This is a genomic window from Mesorhizobium sp. M0633 (genome assembly GCF_040320645.1).
Classification (GTDB): Bacteria; Pseudomonadota; Alphaproteobacteria; order Rhizobiales; family Rhizobiaceae; genus Mesorhizobium.
The window spans coordinates 112978-129868 of the sequence record NZ_JAMYQC010000018.1; the positions used below are offsets into that span (position 1 = coordinate 112978).

General features: G+C 60.6%; 14 protein-coding genes and 1 pseudogene. 5 read left to right on the forward strand and 10 right to left on the reverse strand.

The genetic code is table 11. The annotated features are described in order from the left end of the window. Nucleotides 1-1017: 1017 nt before the first annotated feature. Both NKI47_RS19865 and NKI47_RS19870 read right to left on the reverse strand, forming a co-directional pair. Nucleotides 1018-3567: a caspase family protein gene (locus NKI47_RS19865; protein ID WP_352592931.1), complete on the reverse strand. Its 2550-nt coding sequence runs from the start codon at nt 3565-3567 to the stop codon at nt 1018-1020. A 714-nt stretch (nt 3568-4281) separates the two neighbouring features. Then, nucleotides 4282-5730, reverse strand: coding sequence for a caspase family protein (locus NKI47_RS19870; protein WP_352592934.1), 1449 nt, complete (start codon nt 5728-5730; stop codon nt 4282-4284). A gap of 422 nt (nt 5731-6152) precedes the next feature. Here NKI47_RS19870 and NKI47_RS19875 point away from each other — a divergent pair, with 422 nt between their 5' ends. The 3 genes from NKI47_RS19875 to NKI47_RS19885 all read left to right on the forward strand — a co-directional run bounded on the left by NKI47_RS19875 (nt 6153) and on the right by NKI47_RS19885 (nt 9585). After that, nucleotides 6153-7247 carry an autotransporter domain-containing protein gene (locus tag NKI47_RS19875; protein ID WP_352592937.1) on the forward strand — a complete coding sequence of 365 codons (1095 nt, stop codon included), beginning with the start codon at nt 6153-6155 and terminating at the stop codon, nt 7245-7247. A gap of 840 nt (nt 7248-8087) precedes the next feature. After that, nucleotides 8088-8912 carry a PA3715 family protein gene (locus tag NKI47_RS19880; protein WP_352592940.1) on the forward strand — a complete coding sequence of 275 codons (825 nt, stop codon included), beginning with the start codon at nt 8088-8090 and terminating at the stop codon, nt 8910-8912. A gap of 124 nt (nt 8913-9036) precedes the next feature. After that, nucleotides 9037-9585: a class I SAM-dependent methyltransferase gene (locus NKI47_RS19885; RefSeq protein WP_156948240.1), complete on the forward strand. Its 549-nt coding sequence runs from the start codon at nt 9037-9039 to the stop codon at nt 9583-9585. Nucleotides 9586-9917: 332 nt separating this feature from the next. Here the strand turns inward: NKI47_RS19885 and NKI47_RS19890 are convergent, their stop codons facing one another. Continuing rightward, nucleotides 9918-10151 (reverse strand): DUF6429 family protein, encoded by a 234-nt coding sequence (locus NKI47_RS19890; RefSeq protein WP_352592943.1) that lies wholly within the window; start codon nt 10149-10151, stop codon nt 9918-9920. 168 nt (nt 10152-10319) lie between these two features. After that, nucleotides 10320-10500 (reverse strand): annotated as a pseudogene (locus NKI47_RS19895) (3'(2'),5'-bisphosphate nucleotidase CysQ); the annotation flags it as partial. Nucleotides 10501-10807: 307 nt separating this feature from the next. Here NKI47_RS19895 and NKI47_RS19900 point away from each other — a divergent pair. Further along, entirely contained in the window at nt 10808-12394 is a 1587-nt protein-coding gene (locus NKI47_RS19900) for an adenylate/guanylate cyclase domain-containing protein (protein ID WP_352592945.1), read from the forward strand. Here NKI47_RS19900 and NKI47_RS19905 read toward each other — a convergent pair. Then, nucleotides 12391-12540, reverse strand: a complete 150-nt coding sequence (locus NKI47_RS19905; protein ID WP_352473299.1) for a hypothetical protein — start codon at nt 12538-12540, stop codon at nt 12391-12393. The two genes, NKI47_RS19900 and NKI47_RS19905, sit on opposite strands and share 4 nt — an antisense overlap. Further along, nucleotides 12491-12784: a type II toxin-antitoxin system VapB family antitoxin gene (locus NKI47_RS19910; RefSeq protein ID WP_352592948.1), complete on the reverse strand. Its 294-nt coding sequence runs from the start codon at nt 12782-12784 to the stop codon at nt 12491-12493. Before NKI47_RS19910 ends, NKI47_RS19905 begins: the two co-directional genes overlap by 50 nt. A 96-nt stretch (nt 12785-12880) precedes the next feature. Here NKI47_RS19910 and NKI47_RS19915 point away from each other — a divergent pair, with 96 nt between their 5' ends. Then, on the forward strand, nt 12881-13285 hold the full coding sequence (locus NKI47_RS19915) for a transposase (RefSeq protein ID WP_352578752.1): 405 nt from the start codon (nt 12881-12883) through the stop codon (nt 13283-13285). A 189-nt stretch (nt 13286-13474) separates the two neighbouring features. On the opposite strand, the gene NKI47_RS19920 is transcribed toward NKI47_RS19915, so the two are convergent. The 4 genes from NKI47_RS19920 to NKI47_RS19935 all read right to left on the reverse strand — a co-directional run bounded on the left by NKI47_RS19920 (nt 13475) and on the right by NKI47_RS19935 (nt 16851). Continuing rightward, nucleotides 13475-14482 (reverse strand): tyrosine-type recombinase/integrase, encoded by a 1008-nt coding sequence (locus NKI47_RS19920; RefSeq protein WP_352592951.1) that lies wholly within the window; start codon nt 14480-14482, stop codon nt 13475-13477. Next, a complete protein-coding gene (locus NKI47_RS19925; RefSeq protein ID WP_352592954.1) occupies nt 14479-15411 on the reverse strand; it encodes a tyrosine-type recombinase/integrase in 933 nt (310 codons plus the stop codon). Before NKI47_RS19925 ends, NKI47_RS19920 begins: the two co-directional genes overlap by 4 nt. Next, nucleotides 15408-16646 carry a site-specific integrase gene (locus NKI47_RS19930; protein WP_352592957.1) on the reverse strand — a complete coding sequence of 413 codons (1239 nt, stop codon included), beginning with the start codon at nt 16644-16646 and terminating at the stop codon, nt 15408-15410. The genes NKI47_RS19925 and NKI47_RS19930 overlap by 4 nt, the downstream gene beginning before the upstream one ends. A gap of 103 nt (nt 16647-16749) precedes the next feature. Continuing rightward, nucleotides 16750-16851: a hypothetical protein gene (locus NKI47_RS19935; protein ID WP_502898057.1), complete on the reverse strand. Its 102-nt coding sequence runs from the start codon at nt 16849-16851 to the stop codon at nt 16750-16752. Nucleotides 16852-16891 lie beyond the last annotated feature (40 nt).

Genomic DNA, 16891 nt, shown 5'->3' on the forward strand with positions numbered 1-16891 from the left:
AAACCTTTCGCGGGAGTTCGCCTATGTCCGCGCCATGCTGGGCGTGATTGAAGGCATAGCTTCGGTCCATGACTACTACTGCTTCTTCGTTCCTGCCGTCATAATGGTAGCGCTCGTAGAGTCCCGCGGCGCTGCCCTCCGGCTGCCACTGCTCCTGCTGGGCCATAGAGTCAAATCAGTCCCTCCCGCACAACGAGCCGGTCGGGCAACGCGCCCGATCAGAGCTTGAAGCAATCATAAAGCGCGTGTTGGTCGCTCAAGCCGACCCGGTGAAACGCGATGCGCTCGAGCGGGACATCTGCGCAATGGCAGCAGTTCGTGGTGGACGGCTCCATGTCGCTTCAGGTGGGCATGATAACGGCGACAGCGCGGAAATAGACATGTGAGGTGAAAGAAGCGCTTTGGCAACGTGCGAGTCGAGGTCAGCTGGGCAAGCATCCAGCGGACGACATTGCGAAGGACAATATGTGCCGATCCGGACTTTGTCTCTCTTTCTTAGGCGTCAGGAAATGGCGCAACCTCCTGGTTCAGGAACCGGAACATCTGGTACAGTCGAGGTGTGGCGCGGTGGCGGTAGGTTGAACATATCTGTTTGCCGCCCGTTTCGTCCGGCGGTGCCTTACTGGTCCTCCTGAATCGATCAAAGGCCACGGAACGCTACGGTCGTGCGATCCTTCTTTGGCCCTCACACCTGACCTGATCACCCCCCCCAGCCGCCTCCCCCGCCTCCGCTCCCGCCGCTCCCGCCCGAAGGAGGAATGATGACAGGCGCAGGAACAGGCTCCTCTTCAACCGGTATAATCACTTTCTTGGCGGCCCTGGGTTTGGGAGCGGGCTTGACGACCTTTGGCGGAGGAACCCTGCGAACGACCTTCGGCGGGGGCGTGCCGACCAGCGCCGTCGGTTCAAATTTGGGTGTCAGAGAATTGCAGCCCATGAGGCCCGCCAGGACGCCGGATAGCGTTGTTCCGATGATTGCTCGCTTCAATGCCCTTTCCACCATTGCCTCCTCCTTGATCAAAACAAGTCCCGACGCGGATTGGCTTCTTCCCAGACTCGTCTGGCCGCGCGAACCAGTTGAGTGTCGAGTGAACCGGACCCGGGGATCTTCGATTTCAGTTCCTGGTGCAGCTGCTTCAACGCCACCGTTTTCGGCTTCGATCCGAATTTTGCCAGCGTCCTTTGGACGTCCGGCAGTTCCTTGCGCAGGTCGAGCGCAGCCGCAAACGCGAGGAAACGCACTGCAACGGCCTGATCCGCCTTGTCGCCCTTTTGCAATTCGAGGGCCGCGCGATCGAAAGCTGCGAACTGATCGCCCCGCGCGATCCCAATTTCGAACAATCTTTGCGCTTCCGCTAGGTTCCGTTCCACGTCGACACCGTCCCGATACATGCGTGCGAGGCTGCCCGGAGCGTAGGGCTGGCCGAGATCGATTGCCTTCTGAAAAAGCGCCAGCGCCTCTTTCGGATCCTTCTCCACGCCCTGCCCAGACAAGTAATTGCGGCCGAGCAGGTTCATCGAATACATATCCTGCCGCTGGACGCCGGCCTGCAGAAACGCAACGGCGCGGGCCGGATCGGCGGTCACGCCGTTGCGGCCCTCGGTGAAGATTGCGGCAAGATCGTTCATTGCATAGGTGTGCCCCATCGCCGCTGCCTTGAGCAGCAGGTCCAAACCCTTGCTGGTATCAGGTTTGACGCCATACCCATTGAACAAGGCGCGACCCCACGACGTCATGCCATAGGGATCCCCCTTGTCCGACGCCGCCGCATAAAGCGCGTTGGCCTGTGCGCGGTCGACGGCCATTCCGGTTCCCGTCGCATACATGTAGCCGAGCTCGAACACGGCACGGACGTGTCCCTTCTTTGCGGCTTCCTCGATGGCTGTCCTGCCCTCGTCGACCTTGCCTGCCGCAAGGAGCGCGCGCCCCAGTTCATAGCGGAAGCGCGGAACGGCGGGATAAGCCTTCACGGCGGCCTCGCAAAGCTCTGCCGCGCTGGTGCCTATTTCGTTCGGCAGCAAGCCGGGGACGACGCCTTGCAGGTCGAGAGGTTCGCCGGCAGCCGTATCGCACGGATCGACTGTCGGCGACAGTTTCATTGTGGCGGGCTTGGATGATCTGCTGTCCGCCCGGATTTCGAAGCCAACCTCGACCGTGGCTTCGGCGCCGATCTGGGGTTCGTAGCGCAGCCGGTCGACTTCACCGGACCTCAGGCTCGAGTCGGGCGCCAGGGTTCGATCCGGCAGCGAGAGCGTTCCCGTTGCCGGATAACCCGAAACTTTCAGGCTGACGGCGGGATCATCGGTCGGGAAGTCAAGGTTCAGCGCAACCGGACCGACACCCACGGGAACATTGAAATTTCGGTTTTCGAGCGCCTCGGCCGCACCGGTGATATGAATGCCGCGCTCCAGCACGTTCTGCTTCTGCTCGGCTTCGAGCGAGGCCATGATCTCTTCGCCTTGCGCGCCTTCGCCGCTCTTGACCCGAAATACCACGATGCCTTGGGTTTGGCCTCCCCAGTCGTCATGCGTGGCATAGGCAAGCATATCCACCTCTTCCTGCGTAGCGACACCCTTGGGAACATCCATCTGCAAATGGGGCAGGTCCTTGCCTTGGATCGGCACGCCCACCTCGACAGGCTTGCCGTCCAGCATCAGGCGCCCCAAGGCAGGCGGTCTTTCGATGCTCAATGTGATCGTGCCGCCGTCGACGTCGATCGGTTCGGGCAGGCCCAAGCCGACGGGTCCCACTCCCGACAGCACGACCTTCTCCAGCACCGGCGGCAGCGAGGGGCGATTGCTGCGGCGCATTAGCACGACCTCGTCGATCAGCGACGAGTTCTCCCAGGGAACTTGGAGGCCGTTTGTGGCTTCCACCACATCGCGGCGCACCGCCGCCATTACGGTGCGGATCTCCTGGTTCGGGGCCAGCGCGCGACGGGAAAACGCTGCCGAAAACGGACTGAGTTCGCCGGCGCCGTCATAAGCCGCCGCCCCGGGTTCGGTGGCAAACGCAATCAGGGTGTTCAGCGAGCTCCTCACCTGTGCGAGCCCGGCGTTGCCGGCAGTAATGAGCTGGTCCCTCAGCCAGTAATTCTTGCGTGGGAACGGATTGTTGCGGCAGGCATCGAGGATGATCACCTGGATCTTCGATTTCGAACGCAACTGTTCCAGCACATCGTTGAGCTTGATGGCCTGGACTTCGATGTCTGCCGCCTGCTTCAAGGAGGCATCGACCGGAATCAGGAAGTTTTCGCCGCCGATCTGGAAGCCGTGACCGGAATAGTAGACGACGGCTAGGTCGGCGCCGTCGACTGCGGCCAGATAGTTGCGAAACTGCTCCTCGAACTGCAGCTTGGTCAGATCGCTTGCGACGAAGACCTCAAAACCGGCCAGTCGAAACGTTTTCGATACGTCCTCGGCATCCCTGGCCGGGTTTTTGAGTGCCGGGAATTGTCGGTACTCCGAGTTGCCGATGACAAAGGCGACCCTTCGGTCGGCGCTAGCCTCAAAGGTCGTGAAGCTCGCGAGGAGGAAGGCTGCGATGATTCCGCAAAGTCGGAGCATGGCAATTCCCTTGAACGCTATTGCCTCGCCCACAAGAACACAGCATGTGGTAGCAAGGTCCGTCAGAGAGCATGCAATCTGCCGAGACAGAAAGAGAGAAAAGCCGTCGCGACAGCGGGCATATTCCTCACTTGATCGAATGCTAAATTACATCAGGGACCGAGTGTCTGCAACGTCTGTCACACCTCCAGGCGTGCTCTTCCGATCCCTGGCGCTCTGCTCGGTCGGCCACGCGCCACTTACGAGCCTGCCAGTTCAAGCACAGCGACGGATCAAATCCGGGTAACGAACAGTTCACGGCGACACAGAGCTGGACCCGCGCCCGCGCCAAACCATATCTCGGCTAGTACAGTCGACCGGATTGAGCACTACGGGGGCCGTCGTAAGCAAACTCGTTCCCGTTGCCCAGCGAAGCGGCATTTTGACGATTGTCCCGGCAGCTAGAATTGAAAAGCCCGGCGGTTCTGCGCGGTTCGTGCACCATCGAGCCGAGGCAAGATTGTTGGGTCCGAGTGTATGGCGGAGGGGGAGGAACTCGTATCCAACCTTCTCCGGTCCGGAAGACCTCACCAGACAATCGCGTTCATATACGCGGAACGGATCGCCGGAACAGCGATCGGTACGAGCCAGGTTGTTTAGCTGCGGCAGGCGGGCCCAAATCACGCCATGCTGTGGTCGCGTGACAAGAAGGGTACGCGTGGAACAATGGCTTCTCTAGAAAACGCCGCCAATCCCAATTCCGCCATTGATATCGGGAGGAGCAGCTGCGGGAGGCGAGGATTGCGGCTGCGAGTTTCTGGGATTTTTTCGGCTGGGAGCACCCTTTTTCCGCACGGGCGCAACATCTGAGGCGACACTTGCTCGCCTGGGCCTCTGCGGTACGGTCACAGGGTCTTTGCAGACGCGGCCGGAGTGCAAAAAGAGCTCCCCCAGAAGTTCAACGGTCGGCTCGGTGGCCGACGTTATTCGCTTGGTGTTCTTGTAATACGTGCTGAGAGCATGGAGCGAGCCCTTGCCCCAATCTCCGTCGACGGTCATTCGATAACAACCTAGGCGGCGCAATTCTGTCTGGACACTGCGTACGAGCTCGGCTTGTTTTTCAGGCTTCGTTGCACCAGCCTGCGTGCCAACGATCAAAGTTTCGAGACCGGAGATCACACTTTTCCGGGCCCCTTCGAGGCTGGCAATCTCCGTACCAACCGCATCGGCTGACGCGCCGGATGGCGCCGAAGCCTCCAGCGATCGTAAAGTCTGTCCCACGATAATCACCGCAGTCTGCAAGTCGTTGGAAGCAAGTTCTACCTGGAGTCTTTGCTTCGCGACAGGATCCGACAGGATGCGCGACAAGCTGGCGCTCAACTGAGCCGGGTCGAGCACTTGCTGCTCGGTGAAGTAAAACTGCTCGCGAAGGTTGGACTGATCCCACGGGACCTGACGACCGACAGTGAGTGCTTCAGTCTCGTTGCGCACGCGGATCATCATGTCCGAAATGCTGAGCCCTGGGATCTCGACATTCTTCAAAAGGGCTGTGGTGAACGGGCTGTTGTCTCCCGAGCCGTCCGCCGTGATGTTGCCTGGCTGGGTTGCAAAGGCAACAAACGTGTTTTCGCCCACTTCGACCTGCGCAAGCCCATCCATTACACTTGGGCCTTTGCCCATCGGGTTGTTTCGGCACGCGTCGAGGAAAATGAAGGTCTGCCGTTCCCGACTTGAGAATCGTGCGATCAGGTCGTTGAGCTTGATTGCTTTCGCAGTCAGTTCCCCGATGGTTTCAGGATCGGGCGTGTCGACCGGCAGCAGGTAATTCTCGCCCTGAAGCTGCACGCCATGCCCGGCGTAGAAAATCAGCACCGCGCTGGCGCCCACAAGCTTGCCATCGGCCTGGCGAAAGAGCTTGCCGAAACCGGCAAGGGAGAGATCCACTCCCAGCAGCACATCAAAATTCAGCCTTCCCAGGCTTTCGGAAAGCCTTGTGGCGTCGTTCACCGCATTGGGCAAGTGTGGGAGACGAACACTTTGGTAATCGGAGTTGCCGATGACAATGGCGAGCCGCTTGCTTGACTGTGGCGTTGGTTCATCTTCGACCGCCGCTTGAGCGCGTACCGATCCAACCAGTGTCACCAGCAGAACCATTATGATGCGCAGGAAGGGACTGTGGGTCATGTAACAGGCTCGTTTCAGCATGCGACAATCTCAGAGTCGTCGAAGTGTCGAACCGGCTCACGCTACTCTTGCGCGTGAAACTTATGTCTCGGAGTGCAGCGGTTTTTTTACACCAGAAATCACCTCAAAGAAAGCGCAAGGGTGGTGCTAGCCCGCTTTCTTGACGCAGTGATCATCCGACAAAGTAGCGCTGGCGCGTGCAATCGACAGATCCGGTCGGCAAGCTCCGCCGCAGGTTCTAGCAAGCAGAAATCGAGCAATGTACAAAACCCATATCCCGAGCGGCGAGAACCTGCTACACTCTTGCCAGCGCCGGTGCAATATGTTGCACCCACGCTGCCACAGCCAGATATTGCATTGAGAATCTTCTGCGTATCGCATCCCTTATTACATTAGCTTTGTAGTTAAGAGGGGAAAGGACAATGAAGGAAAGCTTCGCTCGGCGCTTATGCGCAGCGGGCATATTCTCGTTTGCCGCTGCATTGATCTTACTGCCTTCTCAGGCAAGCGCCTGCATTATCGACAGTGAGGGCATCTTTCTGGACACGAACTGCTATCTTGGAGGTGCGACCAACAGCGTAATTGTCGACACGTCTTTGGGGGCGCTTGGTGATGTAGTTGACAGCGTAGTCGAAGCGGACGTCGGCCTCGCGAACGGGGTTCCGCTCGCTCAGTCGACGCCGTTCGGTGTTTTCGCTTCCGGTCAGTTGGCTCGCACGGAACATGACGGCTTCTCGATTTCGAATAGCTTGGGCGTCCTTGATGGGCCGAGCTTCCGCGTAGATGAATTCTCCGCTGCCATCAGCGTCGACTTCAATGCCGCAAAGCGTTTTGGATTCGGCAGCGAGCATGGGCTGAACCTCGGCCTGTTCGCCGGGTATGCCTCGGCCAAAGTCGATTCCGACGCATTCGGGTTCATCGGGGAGGGTGAAGCAACCAACAGAAGTGGGATGTTCGGCGGCTACGGGCTCATTCGACGCGGCACAAGTTATGCGCTCGTGGCAGCATCTGCGTTCCTTGGGAACACCGACATCGAAAGGGCGGCACGCACTTTCGGCAGCTACGACACACAGGGCTATGCACTGACAGGCTCAATTGGTCGCATCTTCAACCTGACCGATCGGGTGCGACTCGACATCCGCGGCGGATTGTTGGGCGTCATCTTTACCGGCGATGGATACACAGACAGCTTTGACACTGTCTATGGAAAGAGCCGGTTGTCGTTTGGCGCAGTCAAATTCGAACCTGGAGTCTACGCTGATTTTCTGCTCGGCAATGGCATGGTGATCAGCCCCTATGCGCGATTGGATATCCAGGAGCGCTTCGGCTATTCCAACACGGCAAGCGCCGACGGTAGAGAGAGTGACTTTGATGACGCGGACTTTTCGGCTGCACTGTCGTCCGGCTTCAACCTGAAAATGTCTCAATCGATAATGCTCAGCAGCGAAATTCGCGGTAAGTGGTCTCAAGACAGTTCAACCGTCAGCGGCAAGCTGGGTGTGAAGATCGCCTTTTGAATTCGGGATTGGGATCCCGGTAATTGGGCTGACCAGCAAAAGAGCTGATCATCGCCACTGCGTATCAGCTATTCTGCGGCAGGATGCTTTTTATGCGGCTGGGTCAATAGCGCGGGCGATGACCCCGGGAGCGGGTCCAGCAGGCTGGCTAAGCGCGGATGGTGGCCTTGCCGCTGGCGATGAAATGCAGGTTGGCGAATCCTCGTCATCGCGTTGGTCGCTCCGCTCGGTCGTGCGCGCGAAACCCACGAGCCAACCAGCCCAGCCACAACGACGGATCAAACCGGGGTCGCGCCGAGGCAGTGCTGCTTTTCCAAGGCGCCATAGGGTCGCCAGTATCCCGGCCTTGTGTGCCGAGCGGTCGCTCCGAACCCCTTAGCGGCACCCCATTTCTCAGCCCGCACCCGCGCACTGGCCCCGTTAACGGAATTCGGTCGAGGGGTATGGAGGCCGAGCTCCTACATCTTCGAAAGGAAGCGAGCGCCTTTGCTTTCTTTCAGGCTGCCGACGCCAGAGGCAATCCTCTAGTCGAGATTATCTTGGCGACAAATGCGCCTGGTCCCGGCTTTGGAGGGAGGCCGATGTGAAACGGTTCATGGGCGGTACAAGGGCTCGATCCGCGGCCGACCCAGCCACACATCTTGATCTGCCAGTACAGTCGGTCCGTGGATGACCGGGTTCAGCACTGGGGGCATGCGTCGTAGGGAACTCAAACGAGCTCTCTCGATTCAGCAGTTCATCGAGGCCTCGTTAGCCGCACTTTCCGCGCACCCCTGTGCGCCGCCAGCAATCTCGCGTAGACATGCCTGCCCGCATCCGGCGCTGTGACGTGAGAACCTCATGCGAATCCTGTTGCCTGTCTTCTTCCTCTGCCTGACCAGCCTATCGCCCGCCAAGGCCGCGGCGGGCGATTGCGGCGATGCCGCCGCGCTGGTGCAGCAGGCCTATCCCAAGGCCCGAAAGAGCGCCGACGGCACCTCGTTCACGCTTGAACCCCATACCAGCATCGCCTCGACGCTCCCGGAGAGCGATGCGCCATTCGGCCTGGCCTGCAAGATCTGGCCGGCTCATGACGACCTGCTTTTGGTCGCGGTACCGCTGATTGACAGCGCTAACGGCGACCACCTGCATGTCGGCGATATCGAGCTTCTGGTCGTCGACAGGAATACGCTGCGTGTGCGCCAGCGCCTGCTCCAGCCTGGACTGATGACCGATGATGCCATCGCGATCCGTAAGGTGGAATTCGACACCGGCCGCTATGCAATGGCCCCTGAGGTCACCGCCTTCGGCCTGCGCATCGAAATGGCAAACCATTCGCAGGCCAATCCCTTCACTGAAACCGACCTGCGGCTCTATGCCCTCGCCGGCGGTGCGCTGCGCGTGGTGCTCGACGGTCTCGTGGTGGCCGGCACTGGCGGCGAAGGCGATGCCAGTTGCGCCGGATCCTTCCATTCCAGCCAGGTCAGGCTGACGATGAGCCCGGCGCGCCACCACGGCTGTCATGACATCATTGCGGTCGAGCGGACGGATACCGACAATCCCTCCCCCGACCAGAATGGCGAATGCCAGTCCCATCCTGGCAAGCCTGTGAAGCGGACCTACCGGATGCGCTATGACGGCAGCCGCTATGCGGTTCCCGCGGCACTCAAGGTGATGGGGTTGTGACGCGGCCGCACACGTCCCTGCCTTGGTTCGTCAATGTGATCAATTCCAGTTGAAAGGGTATCGACCATTAATTCTCTCGTGGTAGGAGGCGCTCAAGGGGGCTCTTCCCAAAGGAGCTGATAATTTGTGGTGGTCAAGATTCAAAAGGGGTTTTGCCGGAACGTGGGACGACAGACTTGACGGACTATTCTCCGCAAAGGTCGACTACGCCGGAAAATCCATTCTCGATGTTGGCTGCAATATGGGTGTTGTCGCCTATGAGATATCCAAGCTGAAACCCAGCTCGATCCACGGGATCGACATCGCCAAGCCGCACATCGAGACTGCAAAAATGTTATTGAGCGGCTCCCCGGTACATGCCCGGTTCGATCGCCTGAATCTCGGCAGCCGGCGCCTCGGCAATATCCTTCTACCGAAATACGATATCGTCCTGCTGCTGGCCGTCTATCAGCACATGCAGCGCAACATCGGCCCAGGCAAGGCGCGAAGGGTGCTTTCCAATATTGTGAGGCGCACCTCAAACGTCGTTGCCCGCGTTCCGCCTGGAACGGATGGCGAATTCATCGAAACGCTTTCTGACGAGGGGTTCCAGGTGAAGAGCACTCACACATCGCCTCTTGGTAGTCATGTGCTCGTGCTTGAGAAACCTGCCTTCGGAAATCCGCAGCCATAATGACACATTGCTTGCGGTAATCTGCCTCTTCAACATCCCATGTGCCAGCAGCGGGCGCAGGCCCGCTGCCTGCCTGCAACTCGGCCCGGGCAACGCCGATTCGCCGGCAGAAAGCATTTGCGGATGGACTTCGCGTCAATGCCGTTGACATTGAGGGCCGCGGCTGCGGTGTTCTCTGCCACTGCCTTAACAGTTGGATGCGCCCGTTGGCGTAGACGAATTTGGCCGTACGGCGAGAGCACTGGCCGTCCCGCCTGCGGTCAGCGCGCCGCCGGTGTCGAAATTCAGCCATGTGCGCTATCAGCTCGCAGGCGCCCGTCCCGCGCTCTGGCTCAGGGCGCCGGGCGAGTGAACAGGGTTCGGAATAGCTCCTCAGCACGCCGCAGTCCTTCATCTGTCAGAACCACTGACTTCGCCTTGTTTGCCGGATTCGCGATCAGCCCCTTCTCGTGCAAGCGATCCAGAGCATTCCAATCCAAACCCTTCCAGGCGCGCCTCTCTTCATGCAGCGTCAGCCAAAGCAGGCCCAGAACGGCGTCGTCGATCTTGTCGGTGTCGATCTCCATGCAAGCAGTCTGACACGCGAAACCGCCTATGCCACGAGCCACACCGGATGGTTACTCCAGCCACAAGGGTTCGGCTGAAAATAAGTGCTTCACTCAGGCGTCGCGTGCGCGACAGCGTCATTTGCGCGGGCGACGAGCCGGGATGGCATCGGAGTTCAATCATGGTGGCTAAGCGACTGTGGCAGCCTTGCCGCTGGCAACGAAATGCGAATTGGCGAAATCCTCGTCGTCGCTCTGGTTGCGCTTACCGCAGGCGAGCGGCGCACCATTCAGGTGCGCGTCATGCTGCCAGCAGCGCGCGTCACCCCGCCGCGGTGTCCCATTCCATAGTGCGACCGACGCGCGGATACGTTTTGCGGGACACTTTCTTCTCCGACCCGCTCTCCGACCGCAGAAGTCCCAACCTTGCCAGAGGTGAATTTTTGGGCCCTGAGCGGTTATCGCGGAGCGCATTCCGGGCCATAACCGACTTTGCGACATCCCCGTCTAGCGCCAGATTGCGAAATCCGCTGTGAGGGTCGGGGCTTCGCAACAACCGCTCAAGGTCGTTCCGACATTGCAGGGCTGACGTGTTTTCATCGAGCCAAGACTGACTCTGGTACCGTGCCGGGAATGAGCTATAGTTCAGATACTAATGACGGCCGGGCGCTTGCACAATGGCTGGACTGGGTGAACAGATTGCGCGCCAGCAGCGCACCATGGGACCGCTCCTGGTGGCGGCAGTGGTCATCGGCCTTATCGGTCTGCCCGTCGCAGCCTGGCTCGACCTCCGAGACCTGTCGGAACGGATGCTGCGCAGGCAAGCCAGCGAAATCAGCCGGATCATCGACGAAATGCGCGGATTCTACGGCAGCGACGTCGTGGGACGCGTGCTGCAAGCTAACGGCGCCGTGACTGCGACGCACAACTACCGGGACGTGCCAGGCGCGATCCCTATTCCAGCAACCCTCTCGATCGAACTCGGCAAGCGCATCAGCGCTCACGACGGCTCGGTCAAATATCGGTTCGTCTCGGATCTGCCTTTCAAAGGTCGCGCGCCCCACCAGCTCGATGCGTTCGAGCGGAATGCAATCTTGGCTTTGCGCGCCAACCCGAAGGAGCCGATCATCGAGGTCTCGGGTTCACTGTTTGACCGGCAGGTCCGCGCCGCGGCCCCTGTTGTAATGGGACAAGTCTGCGTGACCTGCCATAACTCACACCCGGACAGCCCCAAGACGGACTGGAAGGTAGGGGATGTCCGAGGGATCCAGGAGATATCAGTCAATCAGCCTATCGCTGCGAACGTGCTGACCTTCAAGTATCTGCTTCTATATTTCGGCTTCGCAGCGGCGGCGGGCCTGACGTTCATTCTCCTGCAGCGTCGGCAGTCCACGTTGGTTCAGGGCATCAACAAGGAGCTTTCGGAGGCAAACGACTTCCTGGCCGCGATTTCATTGAAGATCGCCAAATACCTTTCGCCTCAAATTTACAAAAGCATCTTCAGCGGCCAGAAGGACGTCACCATCGCGACCGAGCGCAAGAAGCTCACGATCTTTTTCTCCGACGTCAAGGATTTCACCGCGATCGTGGAACGGCTCCAGCCCGAGGACCTGACGCTTCTCCTCAACGAGTACTTCACCGAGATGTCGACGATCGCGCTCAAACACGGCGCCACCGTCGACAAGTTCATCGGCGACGCGCTTCTTGTGTTCTTCGGAGACCCCGAGACGCAAGGCATCGAGGAAGACGCGAGAGCCTGCTTGCGCATGGCTGTCGACATGCAGCGTCGGCTGGAGCAGTTGAACAGGGTGTGGCATGACCGCGGAGTTGAACGGCCCTTCCGAGCTCGCATGGGTATCAACACGGGCTATTGCAATGTTGGGAACTTCGGTTCCGATGATCGGATGGACTACACGATCATCGGAGCCGAAGCGAACTTGGCGGCCCGTCTGCAGTCGATTGCCGAGCCCGGCGGCATCTGCCTCAGCTATGAGACTTACGCGCTCGTGCGCGACCTTGTCCGGGCGCGTCCGTTAGCACCGATTGCCATGAAGGGGATCAGCCGGGAGGTTGTCCCCTACGAAGTCGAGGGCCTTCTGGGTGAACTCGCCCAGCGCCCTCAGGTCATCAGCGAGCACGCGACTGGCCTCGACTTGTTCCTCGATGTTGAGGCAATCGACGAGAACGGGGTCGAGCGGGCGAAGAAACGACTTTCGGAGGCGCTCCTGGCCTTAACCATCCGAAGCAAGCCCGCCGCATTTTAGGTTCTTGAACGTGATCCAATCTGGACCGTGGCCAGCCAAGTAAAGTCCGGTTCAACACCGTTCAGCCGCGCCGGGTCCCGGCCAGGAGTTCGCGCATCATCCTCGTTGGTCATCAGCGCCGTCAGGGCCGAGGCGTCGATGAACATCAGTCATTCTCGGCAGGCTGTCGCGAAACGCCTTGTCGGCGGGCCTGCCGTGATCAGGCTTGCCCCGGGCTCGCAGATCACGGCAGAACCTGACGCCGATCTCTACGAGGGACGGTCTAGCCTGTTCGCGCTCAAGCTCATGCTTGAGCGCGGCATGGACGGCCTCTGTCAGACCAGTCCTCTTAAGTGCGGCGACCCGGCGGGCCAGTGCGTCGGTCTCGGGATTTTTGATGTGGAACGCCATCACTCGCTCGTATGTAAGCGCCAAGCCGACCCCATCTGGCGCGGCTTGAGGTGATGAGCGAGAGATAGTGACACTGAAGAAGCCGAGGAGCTTACAGTGTCAATTTCTATGTCTGCGCCTAAGCCTGATGATAGAAGTTTCCATGTCCTTGAGGCGGTCCCGAACCGGCTGGAGGCAAGCCCGCAGCGTCCGCGGCGGCGCTGGTCGGCGGAAGCGAAGTCGCGGCTGATCGAGGCGACACTGAAGCCGGGCGCGAATGTATCGGCCATCGCCAGACAAGCGGGGATGGCGCCAGCCCAGCTGTTCGGCTGGCGGAGCAAGGCGATCAAGAGCGGTGCGGTCACGCCGCGGCGAGATGCGGATCGGCTTGGCTTTGTCGAGGTCACCCAAGCGGCGTCTTCGGCAGTGGAGATCTGTTTGGGCGATGTGGTCATTCGGGCCGGCGCCGACGTCGGCCAGGATCATTTGGCCAGGATTATCCGGGCGGTCCGCCAGGCATGATCCCGGCCGGCGTGAAGGTGTTGGTCGCCAGTCATCCCGTCGATTTTAGAAAAGGTCCCGACGGCCTTCTGGCACTGGTGCGCGATGCCGGTTCGGATCCGTTCTTATGCGTCGGGCGGGATTATGTGGCGGAGCCGCCCTGACGCCCGTCAGGGCCGGCCAAGTCCGACTGCCTCCGCCACATAATATTTAGATGCTGTTCAGCAGTTGCAGAACGGCGTCGTTCGGTCGGAAACGCACGCCGTGGTCGCCGGCGACGCCCGCCTTCTCGAGTCCGTTGCGCATCATCTCGACATCCGCGGCGGCATAGCGGTGGGTCGTGGCGACCTGTGCGTGCCCGAGCCAGGCTTGGATCGTTAAAAGGTCCACGCCGGACTGGAGAAGCTTCATGGCGAGGGAGTGCCGGAAGATGTGCGGCGATATGGGCTTGTCGGCCAAGGCCGGCCTGATAGCCACGGCCTCGGCGGCCGCACGTCGTACGATATGGGTCGCTCCGAAACGAGTCAGACGCTCGTTGCGGGCGCCGACGAATATCGGTCGCGGCTCGTGATGGGCGATCCCGCGCTCGCTCAACAAAGTTGTCAGCGATCGCGCCAGGTCCTTAGGAATGGGGACGACGCGGTCTCTGCGCCCTTTGCCGCGCAGCAGCACTTGTGGGTGCGGGCGCTCCAACTGAAGGTCGTTTGCGTTAACGCCGGTGGCTTCGGAGACCCGGGCGCCGGTCCGTGCCAAGAAGAGCAGAAAGGCGCGGTCGCGCCGACCACGGGGCGTCTTTGGATCAGGCGCCGCGATGAGGGTGTCCACTTCGGCCCTGGTGAGGTGGTACGTCACCTCAATGTGCGTCCGTTTAATGGGAATCGTCAGCACGCGTTGGGCGACGCCGAAGGACGCCGGGTCGGCGGCAGCGACGTGGTGGAAAAAAGATCGGATCGCGGCCAGGCGGGCGTTGCGCGTGGCGACGGAATTGTTCCGCTTCTCCTCGAGTTCGTCGAGAAAAGCGAGAACAAGGTCTCGATCAAGCTCTTCGAGCGTCAACGCCGCCGGCTTCTTCCGCAACCGGGCGGCGGCAAAGAGGATCAGCATGCGCAAGGCGTCGCGATAGCTGGCCACGGTCGCGGGAGTCGCGTTGCGCTGCTTGGTCAAGCGCCGGCGAAAGTAGGACTCCAGGAGCGAGGCCAGGAGCAAATGTTCGCTCATGCTGCACCTTCATCGAGGAAGGCGCGCTCCGCCGCAATGGCGAGAAGATCCGCAGAGCCAGTGAGGTAGTAGGCGGTGTCGCTGTAGCTGGCGTGGCCGAGATAAGTGGCAAGCAGAGGCAGAAGCGCCTGAACGTTGGCGCGCTGTTCGTGCCAGAGGCTAAGACGGGTCACGGCGAACCGGTGCCTGAGATCGTGCGGTCTCAAAGGCTTGCCGTCATCAAGGCCAGCGAGCTTGCGGACCTTAGCGAATGCGCTTTGCAGACCGCTCGCCGACAGACGGTTGCCTCGGGAGCTGAGGAAGAAGGCCTGGTCCTTGGGCGTGGGAAAAGCCGCATCGCGCTCACGCACGTAGTGACGAAGGGCTGTTTGGGTCGTCGTGTGAACTGGAACGAGACGGTCCTTGCGGAACTTCGTCTTCCGAACGAGGAGAATCCCGTTGGACAGATCGACGTCGGAACGATCAAGCCTGACCACTTCGCCCGATCGCAGTCCCGAACTCGCCAACACTCCGATCACCGTCACCATCGTCCGGCCCCTGAGAGGGGTTCCTGGCGAAATGCGGTCACATGCGTCTATGAGCGACGCCAACTCTGCCTCGCTGAGGATACGCGGAGGCGGAATCGCTCTGGATCTGGGGAAAGCTCTGCGCTCCAAGGCCTCGGTTTGGGTGTCATAGACGGCGAGATACTCGTAGAATCGGCGGAGCACGCCGTGACGAGTTGCGCGGCCGTTGGCGGCGCCGCCGAACGACAGCACGAAGTCCAGCGCCATCGTCTGGGTGGCGGGGGCATCGAGCTGAGCGCGCTCAACGTAGCGGACGAAAGCCCGCAACGTGCCAGCTTGCTTGCTGAAGGCGTAGCCGAGGGAGTGGCGCAGTTCGATGTAACGCTCGGCCTTCTCGCCGAGGAATCGGGCAAAAGCGGTCATGCGACGCCTCCCGGAAAGGGGAGTGCGACCTCGGCGAGCTGCGAGGCCGCGACCTTTACGTACAGCGCTGTTGTATTGATGCTGCGGTGCCCGAGAAGATCGGCGACCTCGTTGATCGGCGTTCGCTGCCTGACGAGCTGGGTGGCAAGGCTGTGGCGCAGGAGATGTGCACCTGCGACCCGCCCGAGTTCGACTCCGCCATGCCGCAACCGCTTCCGCACGATCCTCGAAACAGGCGATGCGCACCTGAACGGTCCCACGGGCGGCGTGAAGGACAGGAACAGATATGGGCTATCCACCTTCGGTCGAGCGCGCAAGATGTAGTCGGCGAGCGCGGCGCCGGTCTCCTCGAGGAGCGGCGCCACCCGATCACGCTTGCCTTTGGTGCGCCGGACAAAAACCTCGCTAGCTCGCCAGTTGATATCCTGGAGCTGAATGGCGCGTAGCTCGCCGTTGCGAATACCCGTGGTGGCGAGTAACAGCAGGACGGCTCGATCGCGGATGTCGACCGGCGTCGTTGCGCCGATCGCGTCGATCGCCCGCCGAACGTCATCCCATGCAAGGCGCGGCGGCAGATGCGCCAAACGCCAATGGGGCGTCCTTGGGACGACGTGGGCGAGATCCTGATCGTGGTGCCCAGCCCAATATAAAAACCGAAGGAATGTTCGGATGTGAGAAGTCGCTGCCGTGCGGGCGCCGGAGGTTGCCGATAGGGACAGCCGATGCTCGACAGCAGCGAGGACGTAATCAGCCGTCAACGCCTCGACGTCGTGGCCGGGATGGTGATGGCGGAACCAATCCAGAAGGCGGCGGCCGCCCAGAAGAACACCTTCGCGGGTCTTCGGCTCCAGGCCCCGCACCCTGCGCAGATAGTCCGAAAAGGAAGCCAGAAGCGGAGCATCCGGGTCAGCATCTACACTGAGAACGGAAGCAATGAACCGCTCCGGAGCCACTCGCAGTGCGTGTCCCAGCGCCGACGCTGCTCCAATGCGTGGAGAATCCGTCATAAACGTGCACAAATAACTATCGACGACATCTTGATGGATCGGCATCGGACCACAGCGCGTCGCGGCAAACTGGCTAAAGCGCGCAATCCGGCTCAGGTAAATCTTGGCGGACGCTCGCTTATACCCCATGGCGAAAAAATGCTCCGCGAGGCGATCCATCTCGCCACCGAGTGCACCGCTGCGCAGGCGCTTGAGCACCCCACAATATGAAAAATAGAACTCGAGCATCCTGCACCTCCGGTGTTGTGGCGCAGGGGAATCCCGCGCCCACGGGAGAGGCATGAAATATTATGTGGCGAGGCAAGTCGGACTTGGCCGGCCCTGACGGGCGTCAGGGCGGCTCCGCCACATAATCCCGCCCGACGCATAAATGCGGATCCCGGCCCAACGTCTCCTGAACCTGCAGAGCGAGGCCTTGCATTCCGCGACGCATATCGGTCCGGCCAACCGCCAACCAGATCCGCACCTGGCTC